The sequence below is a fragment of the Streptomyces sp. NPDC001348 genome (assembly GCF_053597535.1).
On the sequence record NZ_JBSFIK010000032.1, the window covers coordinates 53,394 to 71,881 of the forward strand.

16 protein-coding genes and 1 pseudogene are annotated in these 18,488 nt (G+C 70.5%); 4 read left to right on the forward strand and 13 right to left on the reverse strand.

Annotated features, from left to right (window positions below; translation table 11 throughout):
• Positions 1–17: 17 nt before the first annotated feature.
• From ACWC21_RS28665 to ACWC21_RS28705, 9 genes and pseudogenes are all read right to left on the reverse strand, one after another.
• On the reverse strand, positions 18–500 hold the full coding sequence (locus ACWC21_RS28665) for a poly-gamma-glutamate biosynthesis protein PgsC/CapC (protein ID WP_450885841.1): 483 nt from the start codon (positions 498–500) through the stop codon (positions 18–20).
• Entirely contained in the window at positions 497–1,756 is a 1,260-nt protein-coding gene (pgsB, locus tag ACWC21_RS28670) for a poly-gamma-glutamate synthase PgsB (protein ID WP_450885843.1), read from the reverse strand. Before pgsB ends, ACWC21_RS28665 begins: the two co-directional genes overlap by 4 nt.
• A 6-nt stretch (positions 1,757–1,762) precedes the next feature.
• The gene (locus ACWC21_RS28675; protein ID WP_450885845.1) at positions 1,763–4,021 is read right to left on the reverse strand and encodes a HAMP domain-containing protein; all 2,259 of its coding nucleotides are present in this window, start codon (positions 4,019–4,021) and stop codon (positions 1,763–1,765) included.
• 458 nt (positions 4,022–4,479) lie between these two features.
• A complete protein-coding gene (locus ACWC21_RS28680) occupies positions 4,480–6,384 on the reverse strand; it encodes an ArnT family glycosyltransferase (protein WP_450885846.1) in 1,905 nt (634 codons plus the stop codon).
• 145 nt (positions 6,385–6,529) lie between these two features.
• Positions 6,530–7,822: a DUF418 domain-containing protein gene (locus ACWC21_RS28685; protein ID WP_450885848.1), complete on the reverse strand. Its 1,293-nt coding sequence runs from the start codon at positions 7,820–7,822 to the stop codon at positions 6,530–6,532.
• Positions 7,823–8,038: 216 nt separating this feature from the next.
• Positions 8,039–8,122, reverse strand: a pseudogene (locus tag ACWC21_RS28690) (VapC toxin family PIN domain ribonuclease); the annotation flags it as partial.
• Between the two features lie 163 nt (positions 8,123–8,285).
• Positions 8,286–9,344, reverse strand: a complete 1,059-nt coding sequence (locus tag ACWC21_RS28695) for a Rieske 2Fe-2S domain-containing protein (protein ID WP_450885849.1) — start codon at positions 9,342–9,344, stop codon at positions 8,286–8,288.
• 180 nt (positions 9,345–9,524) lie between these two features.
• Positions 9,525–10,193, reverse strand: a complete 669-nt coding sequence (locus ACWC21_RS28700; protein ID WP_450885851.1) for a hypothetical protein — start codon at positions 10,191–10,193, stop codon at positions 9,525–9,527.
• Between the two features lie 55 nt (positions 10,194–10,248).
• Positions 10,249–11,277 (reverse strand): ArsR/SmtB family transcription factor, encoded by a 1,029-nt coding sequence (locus ACWC21_RS28705; RefSeq protein WP_450885853.1) that lies wholly within the window; start codon positions 11,275–11,277, stop codon positions 10,249–10,251.
• Between the two features lie 169 nt (positions 11,278–11,446).
• On the opposite strand from ACWC21_RS28705, the gene ACWC21_RS28710 reads away from it, so the two are divergent.
• Positions 11,447–11,779 carry a hypothetical protein gene (locus tag ACWC21_RS28710; protein WP_450885854.1) on the forward strand — a complete coding sequence of 111 codons (333 nt, stop codon included), beginning with the start codon at positions 11,447–11,449 and terminating at the stop codon, positions 11,777–11,779.
• A 191-nt stretch (positions 11,780–11,970) separates the two neighbouring features.
• Here the strand turns inward: ACWC21_RS28710 and ACWC21_RS28715 are convergent, their stop codons facing one another.
• Positions 11,971–12,849, reverse strand: a complete 879-nt coding sequence (locus tag ACWC21_RS28715) for an alpha/beta fold hydrolase (RefSeq protein ID WP_450885856.1) — start codon at positions 12,847–12,849, stop codon at positions 11,971–11,973.
• Positions 12,850–12,874: 25 nt separating this feature from the next.
• On the reverse strand, positions 12,875–13,576 hold the full coding sequence (locus ACWC21_RS28720; RefSeq protein ID WP_450885858.1) for an SDR family oxidoreductase: 702 nt from the start codon (positions 13,574–13,576) through the stop codon (positions 12,875–12,877).
• Positions 13,577–13,900: 324 nt separating this feature from the next.
• Between ACWC21_RS28720 and ACWC21_RS28725 the strand changes: the two genes are divergently transcribed.
• The 3 genes from ACWC21_RS28725 (at position 13,901) to ACWC21_RS28735 (ending at position 16,756) form a co-directional block, all read left to right on the forward strand.
• Positions 13,901–14,470 (forward strand): TetR/AcrR family transcriptional regulator, encoded by a 570-nt coding sequence (locus ACWC21_RS28725; RefSeq protein WP_450885860.1) that lies wholly within the window; start codon positions 13,901–13,903, stop codon positions 14,468–14,470.
• A gap of 1,219 nt (positions 14,471–15,689) precedes the next feature.
• Positions 15,690–16,340, forward strand: coding sequence for a YeeE/YedE thiosulfate transporter family protein (locus ACWC21_RS28730; RefSeq protein WP_450885862.1), 651 nt, complete (start codon positions 15,690–15,692; stop codon positions 16,338–16,340).
• On the forward strand, positions 16,340–16,756 hold the full coding sequence (locus tag ACWC21_RS28735) for a YeeE/YedE thiosulfate transporter family protein (protein WP_450885863.1): 417 nt from the start codon (positions 16,340–16,342) through the stop codon (positions 16,754–16,756). The genes ACWC21_RS28730 and ACWC21_RS28735 overlap by 1 nt, the downstream gene beginning before the upstream one ends.
• A 24-nt stretch (positions 16,757–16,780) precedes the next feature.
• Here ACWC21_RS28735 and dhaK read toward each other — a convergent pair whose 3' ends face one another.
• Both dhaK and dhaL read right to left on the reverse strand, forming a co-directional pair.
• Positions 16,781–17,776 (reverse strand): dihydroxyacetone kinase subunit DhaK, encoded by a 996-nt coding sequence (gene dhaK, locus ACWC21_RS28740; RefSeq protein ID WP_450885865.1) that lies wholly within the window; start codon positions 17,774–17,776, stop codon positions 16,781–16,783.
• A complete protein-coding gene (dhaL, locus tag ACWC21_RS28745; RefSeq protein ID WP_450885867.1) occupies positions 17,773–18,450 on the reverse strand; it encodes a dihydroxyacetone kinase subunit DhaL in 678 nt (225 codons plus the stop codon). The genes dhaK and dhaL overlap by 4 nt, the downstream gene beginning before the upstream one ends.
• Positions 18,451–18,488 lie beyond the last annotated feature (38 nt).

Here is an 18,488-nt window from a genome sequence, read left to right on the forward strand (position 1 = left end):
GTCGGGGACGGGGCGGCTCATGTCGTGGGCAGGGCGCCCAGCAGCAGCCCGGACACCAGAATCACGTAGGCGGCGAAAGTGACCGCGCCGGTGGACAGGACCGTCGCCGCCTTGGGCTGCCTCTCGAGCTGGTAGGCGATGAGCCCGGGGACGATGAACCCGAGGGCCTGATGGGCGAACAGCAGGGGGAACTGCTGCTGGAGCAGCAGGGAGAGCCCGGCCTGGAGCAGGACGCCGGTGAGTACGACGGCGGCGAACAGCCGCTTGCCGTAGAGGATGACGAAGCGCTGCAGCAGCTTGGTCATCAGGTAGGTCAGGCCTGCCACGACCGCGACCATGACGGCGCGCCGCAGATCGCCGACGAGGGTGAGGGCGAGCCAGCCGGGGGTGATCATTCCACCCGGTGAGAGGTTCGTGGTCAGGTAGCACAGGAGGGAGAACACCAGACCGAGTGCGATGCCGATGGCGGCGATCTGCGGGGTGATCACTGCGGGGATCAACGGGATGCTCCCTGGACGGGGTTGTGGTGGGCACCGGGCGATGTGAGGGCGTCGGCGGGGTCGGCGGCGTCGGGATGGTCGGGCGCGAGTGCCGCGAGCCGCTCCAGGAAGAGTTCGCCCTGGCCGTGGATGTTGCCGATGGCGACGAGCGAGGAGTCCGGCCCCAGGTGAGCCAGCAGATCCGCGGTGAGCCGGTCGGGGTCGCGGCGGTCGCCTCCGAGATCGACGACGTTCCCGGTCCAGTGGACGGGTATGGCGTCGGCAGCCGACTTGGTGGGGTGGCCGATGAGGAACACCGTCTCCGGGTCGAGCCGGGGGATGAGTGCGCCCATCTGCCCGTTGCGCTCCACACGGTCGGGACGGCAATTGATGACGACGTGCAACGGGCGGTGGATCGCGCCCAGTTCGAGCAGCTGCTCGATGTTCATCAGCGTCGACTCGGGGTCGTTGGCGGCGAAGACGTTCGCGAAGCGCAGCCGCTTTCCGTCAGGGGTGCGGTACCGCTCGACGGACAGCACACCCGGGTCCGGTGGCGCCTCGTACATTCCCTTCAGCGCGGTCGCGCGGTCGACACCGAGCAGTTCGGCGACCGCGAGTGCGATGGCCACGTTCTCCTTGAAGGTGAACCAGCTGAAGCCGCGCAGTTCCTTGTCGGTGACGGTTTCCGGGTCGGCGTATACCAGCCGGCAGTTCCGGGCGTCGGCCTCCTTCTGGAGGATGGGGAAGCGCTCTTTCTCCGCGGTGACACAGACGCCGCCCTCCGGCATGGACCGGCACAGTGAGCGTGCCACGTCGTCCAGCGTCGGGCCCATCTCGGCGAGATGGTCCTCCCGGACGTTGCAGAGCACGCCGATGGTGGAGCGGATCAGCTTGGACTGGTTGATCTCCTGGAGTGCAGGCATGACGGCCATGCACTCCATGACCAGGACATCGGGTCGGTAGCCGGCGGCCCGCCGGACGATGCCGATCTGCTCCACGACGTTGGCGATGCCGAACTTGCGGTAGACCGGCTCCTCGGTGGCATCGGGGTGGATGAACCGGGCCGCGGTGCCCGTGGTCTTGGCGACGGTCACCCGACCGCTGCCGCGCAGCGCGCCCGCGCACAGCCGGGTGATGGAGGACTTGCCGCGAATGCCGTTGACCAGAACCCGGGTGGGTATGACGGCGAGATTCGCGTCATGGCGGCGCTGTTCGACGATGCCCGCGACCAGCAGGCCGGCGCAGCACGTCGCGAGAACGCAGTACAGGAAGAGCACGGCGGGTCAGCTCCTGGGGCCGGGGCCGGACACGGAAGTGGAGGGGGTGGACGCCCCGTCGGGGGAACCTGACGCGGGCGGTGTGCCGGTGCGGGGGAGTCGCTGCCTGATCAGTTCGAGGCTGCGGGCGACGGATCCCACCTCGTCGTGGTAGCGCGGGTAGAGCACCGTTCTGCGGTCCCCGGCTGCCAACGCCTCGGCGTGCTGGGTGAGTTCACGCAGCGGACGGATGACGACGAGGTGCAGCCAGCCGAGACAGAGAGCGCCCGCTGTCAGCCCCAGCAGACCGACGAGCATGATCCGCCGCTGTGCCTCGTACTCGGGCAGGCCGATCCAGAACACGGGCCTGATCGAGGCGACCTCCCAGCCGAGTGCGCTCGCGACGCCCCTCTTTGCGTTGAACGGCGCCACCGCGGCGACCGCCGGATCCCTCCACCCGAGCAGCAGCTCGGCGGAGCCCTTGGTCGGGCGGACGGCCTTCAGCTGGGCTCGCAGCCGGCTGTCGGACACCCGCCCGAAGGCCACGAAGCCCTTGTTGGACGCGATGACCCGGTGCGCGGAGTCCACCAGCCACACGGAGCCGAGACCGGGGCGGTCGAGGATGCCGGTCAGGTACCGGACCTTGAACTCACCCACGACATAGTGGCGTCCGGATCTCGCCGGCGCTCCCTTGGCCGGCTGAGCGGCCACGGCGGCGAGCACCGGTTGCGTGCCGGAGGTGTTCGTCTGCCTGACCCCGGTCCTGACGCGGACCTTCATCGGCGTACGGGGTTCGTCACCGGCCCGGACGAGGAGCTTGCCGGCGCCGTCGACGACGTACAGGGACCGATAGCGGCCGTGCTGCTCCAGGGATCTGCCGAGGACCCTGCGCGCCTCCTCCGGCCGGGAAGCGTCGATCACGGTGGCGAGATGGGTGAGATCCGCGTATCCGTCGTTGATCCCCCTGCGCACGCGGTCCGCCGTCGTCTCGGTGCGTTGCCGCTGGTCGTCGGAGATCAGCCGCGGTACGACCGCAGCCGGGTGCGGCAGGGTGCCGCCGAGCGTCAGCAGCATCGACGCGGGCCAGGCCAGCAGAGCGAACGCGCACACCACGAGGACGGTGCGCACTCCGAGCCGACGCCGGCTCCTCCCCGTCCCGGGCAGAACACGCCCCTTGGCCGGTGGCTGCACGACCGTCTTCTGCGACGGCCCGCTCCTGCTCCGGAGTTGCCGGCGCAGCGCCTCCAGCGCGGCGCCGACCCGGGCGGGTTCCCCGAAGCGGGGCACGCGGACGGGAGCCGTGAGGTCACCCGAGCCGAGCCTCAGCGCTTCGCGACGCAACCGCAGCACAGGCCGCTGCACGACCAGGTGGAGGGTGGCGGTGGCCCCGGCCGCGAGGGCCAGGAGCACGACCGCGGCGAGGAGGGCGAGACGAAGGTCACCGGTCCCGGCCCCATGACGCTGGGTTCGCACCGTTGTGACGACCGTCAGTCCGAGCCCGCTGCTCGGGCTCTCCTTCGAGGCAAGTCCCCGGGCCACTGCGGCGTACCCGACGGCGGTACGGGTGTTGCCGTCCGCTGCCCGGACGAGGCTGCCGCTCGGACCGTCGAAGCCGCCGGCGGCGGCGGTGTCCGACGGTCCCTTGCTCTGCGCCTCGCGGGCGGCCATGCCGGCCAGCGCCCTGGCCCGGTCGGTGGCGGATCCCGGCCCGGCCGAGAGGAGGGTGGACCCGTCACGGTCCACGACGTCGAGCGTGTGATCACTGCTGACGGAGATGCCCGGCAGCTTCAGGCTCTGGGAGGCGACGAGCAACTCCTGCCTGCCGCCTTGCGACAGCGTCGCGAAGACCAGTAGCCGGGTGACGCCCGAGTCGTCCCGAACGAGTGCCGGAGGCGGGTTCGCCGACAGCCCACGGAGGTTCACCTTGCCGAGCGGTACGGCCTCGCCCTGCGAGGCGAGCAGCCGACCGGTGGACAGGTCGACGACGGCGGTACCGCGCCACTTGCGGTACGCCCGGTCGAGGCGGGTCAGCATTCCGTCCGCCGGTACCGAGGGGGAGCCGCCGAAGTCCGCCGCTGCCACCCGCAGATCGGAGACGCTCTGGTCGACGGCGCCCTGCAGTGCGACCGCCCCGTCCTCCGCGATGTGCTGCTGGGAGCTGAGGACGGCCTCGGGCACGCCCCGTTCGGCATCGCTCCCGACGGCGAACACCGTCAGGCCCGCGATGAGCGTCAACAGAACCGGCAGGGCCACCAGTGGCGGCCGCACACCTCCCAACACAGCCATGTCGGCCCGACGCCGAGCCGGGCTCTGCGTGGATATCGGGGATCGAGTGGTGGTCAAGAAGAATCCTTCCCAGACTCTGCCGATGTCGCGTGAAGCAACGAAAAGAAGTTCTTGACCTGTCTGACGGAGGGAATACTTCTTCGGTTTATCGGTGAGGTGTGACGACACTCACCCCACCGGCGGCAAAGCACCGCTTCATGCACACCGGAAAGGGTCACAAAGCCCGTCTGACCTGCTAGTTCACAAGACACCAGCGACGAACCGGACGGCTGGTCCGTTCAATTCCACAACATCTGCAAGATCGCTGAAATTAAGCTTCACGAAACGCGCACACATTGCGATGGGACACCCGCTGACGAGGCGATAATTCCCCGCAGGGATTATTTTTGATTTCTTCTGGATTGCCCATCCCGCAGTCGGCTGCTCCACCCCCGCCGATCGGCGGGGGTGCGTTCTGCTCAGCCCTGCGCGCGGCAGTCGTAGAGGCCGAAGTTGCCCCTGGTGCGCCAGCCGTAGGCCCCGGAGCGGATGCGCTCGCAGTGGGTCTTCACCCAAGTGGTGGCGGGGGTGGTGGGTCGCAGGTGGGTGAGCAGCACGTAGCGGAGTCGGTGAGTGGCGATCAGGTGGCCGAGCTGCGGGGCCCTGGGGAAGGGGGTCTTCCCGGTGAATCCGCCCATGACGAGCACGGGTTGGGGCTGGGCGCGCAGCAGACGTTCCGCGGGGTAGGCGGCTTGGGTCGCGAGCAGGTACTTCTCGTCCTTGCGGTGCGCGATGAGGTAGTCCAGCAGGGCGGTGTCGCGGGCGCTGGGCCGGCCGAGCTCGGCCCGGCGGAGAGCGGACGGGTCGTGGAGGGCCCTGCGGTGGAACTCGCCGACCGGACCCGCCGTCGGCGACGTGGCGGCGCCCGCGTAGCGCGGGTCGAGAGACGAGACGGCCCAGCCGGCGGGTACGAGCAGAGTGGCCGCGATTCCGGCGGCCAGAGAGCCACGGATCAGCTCCTGGGAGGCGCGTGACCCGCTGGACCACAGGCCGAGCGTCCCGCACACCGCGAAGATCACGGCGAACACCAGCAGCCGGGAGACGAACCACGTCGGCCCGTCGAGTACGAACGCCCAGGCCACCGTCAGCACGATCGCCGACGACAGCCACAGCCGCTGCCGGCCACCCGACTCGTGCGCGGACCGGAAGAGCGCGAGCCCGCCTCCGGCAAGCGCGGCGATCGCCGGTGCGAGCACGGCCGTGTAGTAGACGTGATTGCCGTTGGAGACGCTGAACACCACGGCATGGACGGCAAGCCAACCGCCCCAGAGGAGGAAACCCGCACGCACCAGGTCGGTTCGCGGCTCGCGGGCGCGCCAGACCAGGGCTGTTACGGCGGCGAGCACGGCGAGCGGCAGGAACCAGGCGATCTGCGGGCCGACGGTGTCGTTGACGAGCATCCCCCAGCCGGTGTTGCCGGAGGTACGGCTGGCGGCGGTGCCCGAGACGGAGCCGAAGGCGGTGCCGTCGTCGCTGAAGCGACTCATGCCGTTGTAGCCGAAGACCAGGCTGAAGGGGTTGTTGTTCGACGTACCGTCGACATACGGGCGGTTGTCCGCGGGAGTCACCCACGCGATCAGCGCCCACGAGCAGGAGACGGCCAGCGTGACCGCACCGCTCAGCAGGAGGCGCAGAGCCCTCTGCAACGGCGAGTTCCGCGCGGTGAGCTGATAGACCACGGCGAAGACCGGCAGTACGAGCCAGGCCTGCAGCATCTTCGTCTGGAAAGCGAGCCCGACCCAGACGCCGGACATGATCAGCGGGAGCAGCCGCCCGGTCCGGACCGCCTTCTGCAGGGCTCCGGCGGCTGCCACCAGCAGCAGCGTGAGCGCGGTGTCCGGGATGGTGGCCCTGTTCAGTGCCACGGTGACCGGAGTGGAGGTGAGCGCCAGCGCGGCGATCAGCGCGGCGAACGGCCCGGCCCAGGCCCGGACGATCCGGTGCAACAGCCATACGGTGAGCACGCCCTCGATCACATGGGGCAGCGCAGCGGCCCACGTGTGCGGCCCGAAGAACCATACGGAGACGGCATCGGGCCAGAAGGCGCCGGGCAACTTGTCCAGGGTGATCGAACCGCTGCTGTCGAGACCGCCGAAGAAGAAGGCCCGCCAACTGGTGGCCATCGACCGTATCGCCGCGCTGTAGTAGGGGTGGATCGCGGCGTGCCCCATGTCCCAGGCGTACAGCAGTGCGGCGACGCACAGCACCGCAGCCGACGCCGGGCGTTCCCAGCGCGCGGGAGCTTCCGGTCGGTCGGGGCTGCGGTGCGATACCCGGCGGAGGCCATGGGAGCCGGTGCTTCGGGCGGTGGGGAGGGCTGCCATGGCAAAGGTCCTTGGATCAGTGGTCAGGCGGAACGGCAGGTGAGAGACGGAAGCTGCGACGGCTGACACCCGCCGGCCCCCAAGGCCGTGATCCCGAACAGCAGCCACTTCTTCGTACGGACTTCCCGGGGTGCCCGCCCGAGGCTCAGCGGAGGCGATACGCCAGTTTCGTGGCGCGGTTGAGCAGGTACTCCAGCGGTCCGCGGCGGAAGAAGCGGGACCAGACCGCCGCGAACACGGTGGCCCCGACGACGAAGCAGAGCAGCAACTCGAAAGAGGCGGACTGCGGCGGGGTGACCCCTTCGCCGGGCAGGGCGACGATCACCAGGACGTGCGCCACATAGAGGGTCAGGGACATGGTGCCGACGGCGATGACCGGCGCTGCCAGCCGGCGCAGCCACGGCAGTCGGTCCACGGCCACCGTCGCGCACAGGAGCACGGTGATCGCGACTCCCAGGCAGCCGACGAGGTCGAACGTGGAAGCGCTGTGCGGCTCGGCCGCCAGCAGCCCCCAAGCGTCGGGGCCCCCCAGCCCACCGCCGACCGGCAAGTCGAAGGATCCCTCCGCCATGCCGGGATCCGTCATGGCAGAGGAGTCCTTCACGGGGTCGAAGTCCATGCCGGGCATCCCGGCCGCGATCTTCTGAGCGCCATCGGTCAGCCGGAGCGCCAGCCACGAGACGCCGTATCCGAACGCGATCAGCGCGGGACCGACCACGGCCAGCCGCCGCCGCACCGCGCCGGAGGTCAGGTCGAGCCGGCCCAACGCCATGCCGGTGACCACGAACGTCATCCAGGTGATCGCCGGGTAGAAACCGGTGAGCAGGAAGTCGAGCATGCCCACGCCGGAGATTCGCGCGATCGGGTCCCAGGAGTCGATGCCGTGCACGATCGACTGGGTGAGCAGCGCCCGGATCACGTACGCCAGTTGCGGCGTGACAACCGCGAGCGCGACCGCGGTGATCGCGAGCGTCCTGGCCCGCAGCCGCACCAGGGGCAGGGCCAGCAGGAAGTACACCGCGTAGAAGTTGATGATCACGGCGCCGCCGAAGTCGGTCATCGCCAGCGCACTGCCCACCACCAGCAGGATGACGGCCCGGATCACGATCCTGGCCTTCGCCTGCCGGCCGGCCGGCCCCGTCTTCGGCTCGGGGCGGCCGGCGATCAGCACCAACGAAAACCCGGCGAGGGTGGCGAACAGCGCCGAGGCACGGCCGCTCGCCAGCCAGACGATCCACTGGCCAACGCCGCTGTCCGACGTTGGGAAGGGGTTGAAGGGGCCGACGTGCACGGCGAACATTCCGAACACGGCCAGTGCACGGGCGAGGTCCACCCCGACCAGCCGCGCCATCGGCGCAGGGCGCTCCGTCGCCAGGGCGGAGTCGGGTGAGGGTGAGGGCCGGGGAGGTTCCTTCTTGGCGCTTTCGATCTCGGTCACCGGGACAACCTTGCCGAGGCGGGGGCGGTCGACCATCCGCCGGGCTTCGGGAGCTGTCCCACCGGTCGGCCGACCGACCCCCTCCGATCGGCGGGGGTGAGTGCAGATTCAGTCAGTGACACCATGGACGACGGCGGACATCCGTCCCGCACGCCTTCGTCGCGGGCGGTGCCCAAGCCCCTTGCGGAGCAGGCAGTTGACCGCTTTGGTCCTGCGTCAGAGCGGGAGGTCGTCGGGGAGTACCCGGAACGCCTTGTGGCGGCCCGGCGGGCGTACGGCCCGGAAGTCCCGTCGGTCCAGGGCCGGTTCGATGTATGCCTTCCAGGGTTGCCGAGGGCCGGCCGAGCCGACCTCCCACGCCCCGCTCAGCGGCAATCTACGGCGCACGAGCACACGGCGCACGACACGCTCTCGTACGCGAACAGGCTCCACGCGAGCCTCTCGCCGGGCGGGCGGAACCTGCTCAAGGAGCGCCGGGCGGCGTTGATTCCGCGGGACGGCCAGGAGGACGGGACGCCGCCGGACCGTTCGGCGACGGGTCCGGGCAGGGGGGTGGCGATGGCGCGGATGGCGGAGCGAGGTCCGGAGCCGGATCGGGCGAGGGATAGAACTGGGCGTACCAGCGTCGGAGCCGCTTGATGCCCTGCTCGTGCGGAAGCAGCACGGGCCGCGCCTGATGGATCTTGTGGTCCCAGATCCGCACCTCTTTCCGCACCTCACCGAGCGCCTCGGCCCGGAAGACGAGCTTGAGCGCGGGGGTGAGGAGGCGCAGGCCGCCGTGGCCCGGATGCCGCAGGTAGTACAGCATCCGCAACTCGCTGCTGGTTTCGTCGACGGGGGTGGAGAGCGCGACGGCGGTCACGGACAGCGCGGGTCCGTGCGTCCGGACCACCATGACCCCCGGCCCGTACATGAACGCATCGAACGAGTTGTCGATGTCCCAGCCGAGCACGCGCCGTCTGATCCGTCCGCGTGCCTCGGCGTACGGCCCGTCGGCCCGCCACTCCTGCACGGGCGGCTCGCTCTGCCCGTGAATGAAGTGGAAGTGGGACTCGTCGACGATGTTCTCCCGCATCTCCTGTACGTGGATCCGGGCCCGGCAGGTGTCGTCGACGGGCGAGGCGAAGTCGCGGGACGTGGCCTCCGGGATCTCCGGCACCTCCCACGAGGGCCGTGCCTCGGGGCCGACGTACACGAAGACGAGCCCGCTGTGCTCGCGCACCGGGAGGCCGCCCAGTGCCACCTTGGGTGTGCGCGCCGCGAACGGCGCCTCGACGCACCGCCCGTCTGTCGCGAACCGCCAGCCGTGGAAGGGGCACTCGACCGTGCCGTCCACGACTTTTCCGCCGACGCCGAGATGGGCGCCGTAGTGCGGACAGTGCGCGTCCCGCACGGCGGCCCGCCCGTCGGTCCCACGGAACGCGATCAGCGCCCGGCCGAAGTAGTGCAGGCTGACGACCTTCCCCGGCCTCAACTCGGCGCTGCGCAGCAGGCCGTACCAGCCGAACGGCACGAAGGGCATCGGATACGCGTCGGCACGGGGATCCCGAGGAGCGGCGTTATTGTCATGCCTTCGACATATCATTCCGGCATGGTAGTGCTGCACGCGGGAAGTACACCGTGCGGCGCCGGAAGTGCACCCCCTGCCGTCGGCAGACCACTGAGCGGCAGGAAGACCGCGCCTACGGAGGCCTCGCGGCCATCACTCCGCCTGGCCGCCCAACTCCGCCCAGGTGTAGCTGTCCATACTGTCGTGTGGGCCGAGCCGGGAGAGCTCCGAGCCGTCCCGCCCCACGGCGACGATGAGCGGTCGTATCCCACCGCGCCCTGTGGACGGGGACTTCCAGACGACGATGAGCCTGCCGTGCCCGGGCACCTCGATCCGTCGGTCGCCGAGCAGGAGATGATCCACTTCGGCCGCCACCCGGAGTTCGCCGGCCCCGACCCAGGGGGCCGTCCCGATGCGGTCCGGATGACGATGCCGCAGGCGGTAGGCGTGGCTCAGCCCACCCGCGCCTCCGCCGACCTCGATCATGCCGACCTGACCCGGCCGGCCCGCCGCCGGCCGCTCCGCAGGCAGGTCACCATCCGACCTACTGCCGCCGCCCGTGCACTGCCATTTCCCGTCGCAGCGCTCGATGAGCGCGGTGTGCGTCTCGGCTTTCGCGGATCCGGGGCGCCGGACGAGCCAGACCGCGCCGACACCCGCCTCCCGGTCGACGTCACCCGACACGAGGGTCAGCCAGCGGCGAGGCAACCAACGGGGCTGCGACAGCTCACCGTCGACCACGCGGCGGACCACCCGGGGCAGGACGATCTCCGTCCAGCGCTCGGTACGGCGCATCCGGCGCAACTCGGCGCGAGTGGGCATGTACACACGGTACCCAGTGGCGGGCGTCCGCACGAGCACGGCCGGCGGCCGCGCATCAGGGACGGGGTCCCGGGGCTCCTGTCCGGCTCGCTGGACTGCTCGCGACGAGTGCGCGGCCCAGTCGGGTGACGCTGTGCCGGACGCGCTTGCCGTCCCGGCGGCTCGCGACCAGGCCCGCGGCCCGCAGGACGGATATCTGCTGACTGGTGGTCGGTACCGAGACCCCGACGTCCCCGGCGAGTTCGGAGGTGGACATACCGACGCGCTCTGCGAGCGTTTCCAGGAGTGAGGCCCTGGTCCGGCCGAGCAGCGCGGGGAGCGCCGTGTCGCGCGGATCGTCGTTCGTCACGGCGAGCAGCACATGGGGCTCCTTGCGCACCGGGTACACCAGCGTCGGCGCGAGGGCCTGGTCCACCAGCGTCAGCACTCTGCGCCAGCAGAAGTAGGACGGCACCAGCCGCAGCCCCCGCCCCGCGAGATGCAGGTCCTGATCGACCGGATAGGGGAGGTGCAGGACCGGGGGCTCCCAGCGGGCCGTCGGCAGCTGCTGCAGCAGTGCCTCGCTGCCTCCGTCGACCAACTGCCGTATCCGCAGCTGCACATCGGCGTCGACATGACGTCGCAGGTCCTGCCAGACCGGTGCGAGGGCGGTGTCGAAGTAACCGCGCAGTCCCCGTCCGAGTCGGCCGAGGGCCGCCGTGTGCCCGTCGGCCAGGTCCGCTGTCCAGGAAGGCAGGGACGTGACACCGGCGAGCAGCTCCAGTTCGTGCCGCAGTCGGCGCGGGGAGGTGCGCAGCACCGTCTCGATCGCATTCCGCGGATCGACCTCCGGCTCGGCGGGCGTGAGGAAGTCGGGGATGTACGGCCCCAGCGGCACGAGTGGCCGCAGGGTCGTTCTCAGCAGACCGCGGTCCGGTCGCCGGAACAGCTCGGCCGTCGCGCGCCGGCGCCACTGCGCGAACAAGAGGTCGCCGTTCCGGCTCTGCAGCCGGCACAGGCTGCAGACCACCTCCCACATGGGTTCCGGCTCACGGGCCAGGCGGATGCGTTGAAGATCATCGGCGGTGAAATGGACGCGCAGCATGAGGACCCCCGTTACTCCTGCCGACAGCTTGGTCCCGGGGGAATGGAGGGGGCGAGGAGCAATCGGGCCAATCCGGATAGTTTTGGCTGCAATCAAAAGGTTTGAGCTGATCTTGCCCGCGACCGGAAGCTGGATCCGACCACCCACCGAACGGAAACGGGGAAGAACCATGAATCCAAGGCGTCATGTGCGCCGGGCCGCACTGGGCCTGGCCGCCACCGCACTCGCCGTCGGCGGACTCGCGACAGGCGGGTCCACCGCGCAGGCCGCAGAGACGACCGCGAAGGCGGCTCCCTCCGACGTCCGGCCGCTCCTCGACCCGGGGCCCGAGTGCACCGGGCAGAGCGGCAACTGCTGGGAGTACTACAGCTGGTACTGGACGTACGAGAGCTGCCAGAGCGCCGGCCGCCAGCAGCTGGCAAGCAACCCTGGTCGCTACAACGACTACAACTGCGCCGGTGACCACGGACTCGTGGTCTGGCTCTGGATGCACCGGCCCTGATCGACGGCACTGACCCGAGGGGCGCGAACCCCCGAGCCCGATGGATCCAAGGCGCCGGGTCCATCGGGCTCAGTGCTGTCCGGGTTCCGCCGCGGCGTGCCACGCTTTGACGACGGGGCGCGAGGAGCGTCCTCGAGTGCCACGGCTCGGGCGCCGGTCTCCGGCACGCCGGGCGCGACGGCCTCGGCGGGTCAGGCCACCGCTTTCAGCAGGCCGGCCAGTACGTCGGGCCGTTCCAGGGCGATGAAGTGGCCTGCCCCGGGGACCTGGGTGAAGTCGGCGGCCGGAAGCAGCTTCCTGTTGGCTTCCCGGTCGGAGGGCCGGGACCAGTCCTTCTCCCCGTAGACGAGGTGGACGGGCGCCTCGACCTCGCGGTAGCGCGAGCGGGCGGCGATGAGGCTGGGCAGGCTCCGGTACACGGCACGGGCGACGGTCGGGTAGCCGGGGCGCCCGCCCACCCGGAGGAGCTCGTCCACGTAGTCCTCCCGCAGCGCGCTCCTGTCGCCGAGGCCGCCCTGAAAGATCTTGCGGAGGGCGGGCTTGGGCTCCACTCCGGCGATCACCGGGCCCACCCCGGGCGCGAGGACACCGCCGACCACGACACGGGCGAGGAGACCGGACCGGGCGATCCCGCCGCGGAAGTCGTAGGTGTTCACCGCGACGACGCGCCGTACCCGCTCCGGGAGGTCGGCCGCGGTGGTCAGGGCGAGCACCGCCCCCATGGACTCCCCGGCCAACGTCACGTCGTTCAGGTCGAGTCCGGTCAGCAGCCGCTCGACGCCCGCGCGCATCGCGGGCTCGTCGTACGACGCCCCGGGCACGATCTCGGAGTAGCCCATCCCCGGCAGGTCGAGTGCGTACACGGTGTACCGGTCCGCGATCAGCGGGACGAGGTGGCGGAAGTGCTCGGCCTGGGTGCGCACGGTGTGCAGCAGGACCAGGGGGGCGCCGCTCCCCGCCTTGATGTAGCGCAGCGTTCCCTCGCGGCCTTCGGAACCCGCGCGCGGGGCGAGGGTGTGGCTGGTGGTCCCCTGAACGCGGATCGTGGGACGTGGCTCGTGGGCGGGCATCTCGCCGACTCCTCGTACGGGGCGGTTACTCGGCCAACTGGGGGTACAGCCCCGCCAGGTCGCCGGCCAGGCCGGCCTTGACCTGCCGCGAGACGTCGTCGGCGAGCACCTCGTACGCGCCCGCTTCGACCCCGTCGAGGGCGAGTGCGGCGACCTCGCGCGGGTCGGCCTTGGGCGCCTCGACGCCGGCCGCGAGGTCCGTGTCCACGTAGCCCACGTGCAGTCCGGTGACCGCGATGCCGCGCGGCAGCAGCTCCAGGCGCAAGGAGTTGGTCTGCGACCACAGGGCGGCCTTGGAGGCGCTGTAGGAGCCGCCGAGCGCGATCCAGGAGAGCACGGAGTGCACGTTGAGGAGGTGGCCGCCGCCGTTGCGCTCGATGACCGGTACGAAGGCGCGGGTGACCAGGAGCGGGCCGTAGAAGTTGGTCTCGAACTCCCGGCGCACGTCGTCGACCGGGGAGTCGAGGAAGGACGCGCCGACCGAGGCACCGGCGTTGTTGATCAGCACGGTCACGTCCTGCGCCTGCGCGGCCGCCGCCGCGACGGAAGCCGGGTCGGTGACCTCCAGCGCCACCGGGACGGCGTCCGGGTGCGTGACGCCGCGCGGGTCGCGGGCCGTGGCGTAGACCTTGCCGGCGCCACGCGCGTACAGCTCTTCCACCAGGGCCTTGCCGATGCCTCGGCTACCGCCGGTGACGAGGACGTTCGCGCCCTTCAAAGCAGTCATGACTCTCTCCACGAAGTGAGAAACCGATCGGTTTCCACCAACGTAAACCGATCGGTTTCCAGGCGCAAGCCGCACGGGGCGGCCGGACTCGTGGCGGTCGGACTCGTGGCGGTCGGACTCGTGGCGGCCGCGCTGTTCGGCTTCGGCGTACTGGGGCGGTACGACAGCGAGGGCCTGCACGCGCCCCGGGGAGACGAAGCCCGACAGGACCACCGTCCCGGCGCAGCGGCAGGTCACCCGGGGCGGGGCCATGGCCCGGCGCCGCCCGGAACCACCTGAAACCGATCGGTTTTCATCACGTCCGCCCGGGGTTAACCTCGCGGTATGACCACCGAAGTGAAGCTGAGCCCCAGGGAGCGGTTGCTGGAGGCGGCGGCCACGCTCACCTACCGCGACGGCGTCGGCATCGGCATCGAGGCGCTGTGCAAGGCGGCAGGGGTGTCGAAGCGCTCCATGTACCAGCTCTTCGAGAGCAAGGACGAACTCCTGGCAGCAAGCCTGAAGGAGCGCGCCTCCGCCTATGCGGCGACCCTCCTGCCCGCGACGGACGACGGCCGGTCACCCCGCGAGCGGATCCTGCACGTCTTCGGGCAGGTGGAAGCACAGGCCGGCGCGCCCGGGTTCCGCGGCTGCCGGTACCTGGCCGTACAGGTCGAACTCAAGGATCAGAGTCACCCCGCCAGCCGGGTCGCCCACCAGATCAAGGCGAACCTGACCGCCTTCTTCCGCACCGAGGCCGAGCAGGGCGGGGCGGCCGATCCCGATCTGCTGGCCCGGCAGCTCAGCCTGGTCTTCGACGGCGCCAGCGCCCGCGCGGGAATCCAGGCCGACGACCTGACCGGGCTCGTCGCACCCACGGTGACCACCCTGCTCGACGCGGCAGGCGTGCGCTGACATGTCGCCCAGGGCGGCCGAGCCGGCCTCGTCTCAGGCCGGGCTCTTCATCCAGGCGACGAGCCGGGCCCACCAGCGATCGCTCGACCGCCCGGACGAACCGTCCGGGCGTCGCGTGCGAGTCGCCGGCTCCCCCGGGCCCACACGCTCGCGCCCCGCCGATCCGCACGCGCAGCGCTGGGGCGCCGGCACGTCGGCGAGCACCTGCTCCACGTGTCTCCCGCATCCGGCATAGGTCGCCTTCCGGCATGACTGGCAGACGGCACGTCGGCACATGATTCCTCTTCCTCAACTCCCGTATTAATGACCAGTAATATCAACAGTTTCGTCACAATCAAATTCACCATTCCACCACAAGCGGCGCCCGGACGCGCACCACCTCCACAACTAAACACTTCCCGCCAGCAGAAGTTCCAGCTGTCGGAGTGTTACGCCATAAATATCTCGTGGCGCAGCTCACTTGACGACGTTCGAAAGGTGACGGGCGGAATCCGCCGAGGTTGCCCGGGACGCCACATCAATGGTTCCATCGCGCCCGGTCGAGAAAGGGAGGAAATTCTCCGCATAGGTGACAGGCCATCACCGCGCCTTCTCAGATCGTCGACCCGGGCGCGGCGAGGGCGAGCGACCGAGAACGGCAACCGCCCTCACGTGACGGGTGGTGTGTACGCCGGTCAGAAGGGAGCGACGTGAGTTGCTCACACTCCGCAGGATGCCCCCTCTTCCCCTTGCTCAGGGCGAGCCTGAGAGGTTGGCGCGACTACTACTGCGACAGCGAGGACCAGTGGCTCGGCTGTGCGCGCTACCAGGTGGCGCTCACGGGCGAGCGTGTGCCGATCAGTCTGCTGCCCAACGGGGCCCGCGCCCGACACCTTGAGGACACGGCCACCGGCGCGGACCGGTCCGCCGCACGGAGCCCGGCGCGGGAACCCCGGCAGCCCTCTCCCCCACAGCCCGGTCCCTGGCCGCCGGAGCAGGCGTCCTGGTCGCAGCCGGCACCGGCGCGGCCACCACAGCCGTCGGCACCTGTGCCCGCGCCACCGGAGACCGCGGACTGGTTCGGGCCGGCGTCCCCGACGATTCCGGTCTCGCATCACCGACCGTCACCGTCCCCGCAGATACCCCCGCCCCCGGACCGCCCCTCTCGACACGCGGGGCAGAGATCCAGACCGAAACGCGGCTGGTGGGCTCGACTCACCGCATGGATGGGAGGCCCCGCATGAGTGACTACTGGCCCTGGTGGGCCGGCGCCGCCGGGCTCGCCCTGATCACCGTCAACTACACCCTCGCCACGGACCGGTCCTTCGGGGTGTCGTCCGCGTGGGATCGCGTGCTGCACTGGCGCAGGGAGCGCCGCCTGGAGCGGATGGACGAGGAGTTCACCGACGAGCGTGATCTCGCCGACGCCCTCGCCGCGGCCACGGCGGAGCACTTCGGCACCGGCCCCACCGCGCCCGGCGTACCGCCGGCCCCGTACGGGACCGCACAGCCGCCCGAATCCGAGGTCGGACCGACGGCGGGTGCGGACACCCCGGTGACGAGCCCGGCGCCGCTGGCCACCCAGGCCGCCCTGCTGGTGTCGATCTTCTTCGGCGGACTGATCGCCGCGGTCACCTCCGGGCGGTTCCACCTCCGCTTCGACATGGGCCCGGGATTCCGGGACGTGGTCACCGCGAACCCGATCACCATGATCATCCTGTTGTTCGCCGGGGGCGTGCTGGTCGGCTTCGGCACCCGCCTGGCCGGTGGGTGCAGCTCCGGCCACGGACTCAACGGCTGCGGCCGTCTGCGCCCGGTCAGCCTGGTGGCGACCGCCGTGTTCTTCGGGACCGCCGTCGCGGTGTCGTTCCTGCTCTGGAAGGTGATCTGATGCGCACTCGGGGCGCGATCCTCCTGGCCAACGTCATCACCGGCCTGGCCCTCGGCTACACCGTCTCCAACATCGGCTTCGGCGACTACACGCAGCTGAACCGCATGTTCACCTTCCAGGACCTGCGGATGCTCCTCTCCTTCGCCGGCGCCGTCGTGATCATCATCGGCGCGTTCGCCGTGCTGCGGGTACCTCGCACCCCGGGGCGCATCCACGCCGGCGTGATCCCCGGCGCGGTGCTGTTCGGTACCGGCTGGGCGATCTCCGGTGGGTGCCCGGCGATCCCGATCGTCCAGGTCGCCGGCGGATACCTGCCCGCCCTGGTCACCATCGTCGGTGTCATCGTCGGCATCCGGCTGTGCCGCTGGGCCAACGGCCGTTACTTCCACTTGGACCGCGGTTCCTGCGGCCTGTGACACGCCACCCGGGTCCCGCGCCCGTCAGAAGACGCGGATCGGGATCTCGGCAGGGGCGGTGAGGAGGTCGGAGATCTCGTCGTCCAGGCGGACCAGGGTGAGGGAGAGACCGGCCATGTCGAGCGAGGTGCAGTACTCACCGACGTAGCTGCGGTCGATCTCGATGCCGCGCTCGGCCAGCTGCTTGTGGGCCCGGCCGTACACGAGATACAGCTCGCCCCACGGCGTGCCGCCGAGACCGTTGACCATCAGTGCCACGTGGTCCCCCGAGGAGTACGGCAGGTCGTCCACGACCGCGCTGACGAGCTCGCTCACCATCGCGTCCGCCGACTGGAGTTTCTCCCGCCTCCGGCCCGGCTCGCCGTGGATGCCCACGCCCATCTCCACCGCGTCGTCCGGCAGGTCGAAGAGCGGGGAGCCCTTCGCCGGCGGGGTGCACGCGGTCAGAGCCATGCCCATGGAGCGGGTGACGGAGTTGACCTTCTCGCCGATCCGGTGGACCTCGTCCAGGTCCGCGCCCCGTTCGGCGGCCGCGCCGACCGCCTTCATCACGAAGAAGTTGCCCGCCACTCCGCGTCGGCCGACGGTGTACGTGGAGTCCTGTACGGCCACGTCGTCGTCGATGAAGAGCGTACGGACGTTCAGCCCGTCGGCCTGGGACAGCTCCTCGGCCATCTCGAAGGCCATCCGGTCCCCGGTGTAGTTGTTGACCAGCAGCAGAACGCCCTTCGGGGAGGCGACCAGCTTGACCGTCTCGTAGACCGAGTCGGCCGGCGGCGCGGCGAACACGTCGCCCGGGCAGGCCGCGTCGAGCATTCCCCTGCCCACGGTCATCACATGCGCCGGCTCGTGACCGGAGCCGGAGCCCTGGACGATGGAGACCTTGTCCTCCTGCGGGACGTCGGCACGCATGATCAGGTTGTGCTCGGGGACGTACCTCAGTGTGTCCGGGTTGGCCAGGGCCAGCCCCTCCAGCATCTGCGCGACGTAGTTCTGCGGGTCGTTGACGAACTTCTTCATCGCCTCGCTCCTTCGGGTCGGTCGTGGGCGTCCCACTCGTCGGCGATGCGCTCCGCCATGACCGCGACAGCCACCGCGCCGGGGTCCGGCGAACCGATGCTGCGCTCCCCCGTGTAGCTCTGCCGGCCGCGTCGGGCCTGCATGGAGGTCGTCGCGTCGGCCGCGGTGCGGGCCGTCACGGCGGCCAGCCGGGCGAGTTCCGCCCCGCCGGGCCCCGGGCCGCCCTCGGCCAGCCGCCGTTCCAGGGCGTCGGTCATCGGTATCAGCGCGTCCAGCAGCGTCTTGTCACCGAGGTCGGACCTGCCGCGCGCCTTGATGCCCTCGGCCGCGGCCCGCAGCATCGCGACCGCGTCGGTGGCAGCCAGTTCCGGGCGGTCCCGCACGGCCGCGGACGCCCGCAGCAGGGCGGTGCCCCAGAGCGGCCCCGACGTGCCGCCGACGCGCTTGGAGACCACCATGGCGACCTTCTTCAGGAAGTCGGACGGCGAGTCGGACACGAGGGTGTCCCAGTCGGCGAGCACGATCTCGAAGCCGCGGGCGAGGGAGTACCCGAAGTCCCCGTCACCCGCGACGGCGTCGAGGTCGCCGAACGCCTTTTCGTTGTCCACCGCGGTCCGCGCCATGGTCCGGACGACGAAGGCGAGGTCACCGGCGGTTGTCGATGGCGATGACATGGTTCTCCTGACTTCGACGACATGGGCCTCGGCGCGGA

Coding starts and splice junctions, on each gene's coding strand:
- ACWC21_RS28725 (WP_450885860.1), top strand. CDS start 13,901: ATGACCACCGAAGTGAAGCTGAGCCCCAGGGAGCGGTTGCTGGAGGCG.
- ACWC21_RS28705 (WP_450885853.1), bottom strand. CDS start 11,277: ATGCTGCGCGTCCATTTCACCGCCGATGATCTTCAACGCATCCGCCTG.
- ACWC21_RS28700 (WP_450885851.1), bottom strand. CDS start 10,193: ATGCCCACTCGCGCCGAGTTGCGCCGGATGCGCCGTACCGAGCGCTGG.
- ACWC21_RS28730 (WP_450885862.1), top strand. CDS start 15,690: ATGAGTGACTACTGGCCCTGGTGGGCCGGCGCCGCCGGGCTCGCCCTG.
- ACWC21_RS28695 (WP_450885849.1), bottom strand. CDS start 9,344: ATGCCCTTCGTGCCGTTCGGCTGGTACGGCCTGCTGCGCAGCGCCGAG.
- dhaK (WP_450885865.1), bottom strand. CDS start 17,776: ATGAAGAAGTTCGTCAACGACCCGCAGAACTACGTCGCGCAGATGCTG.
- ACWC21_RS28720 (WP_450885858.1), bottom strand. CDS start 13,576: ATGACTGCTTTGAAGGGCGCGAACGTCCTCGTCACCGGCGGTAGCCGA.
- ACWC21_RS28715 (WP_450885856.1), bottom strand. CDS start 12,849: ATGCCCGCCCACGAGCCACGTCCCACGATCCGCGTTCAGGGGACCACC.
- ACWC21_RS28675 (WP_450885845.1), bottom strand. CDS start 4,021: ATGGCTGTGTTGGGAGGTGTGCGGCCGCCACTGGTGGCCCTGCCGGTT.
- ACWC21_RS28735 (WP_450885863.1), top strand. CDS start 16,340: ATGCGCACTCGGGGCGCGATCCTCCTGGCCAACGTCATCACCGGCCTG.
- ACWC21_RS28680 (WP_450885846.1), bottom strand. CDS start 6,384: ATGGCAGCCCTCCCCACCGCCCGAAGCACCGGCTCCCATGGCCTCCGC.
- ACWC21_RS28710 (WP_450885854.1), top strand. CDS start 11,447: ATGAATCCAAGGCGTCATGTGCGCCGGGCCGCACTGGGCCTGGCCGCC.
- dhaL (WP_450885867.1), bottom strand. CDS start 18,450: ATGTCATCGCCATCGACAACCGCCGGTGACCTCGCCTTCGTCGTCCGG.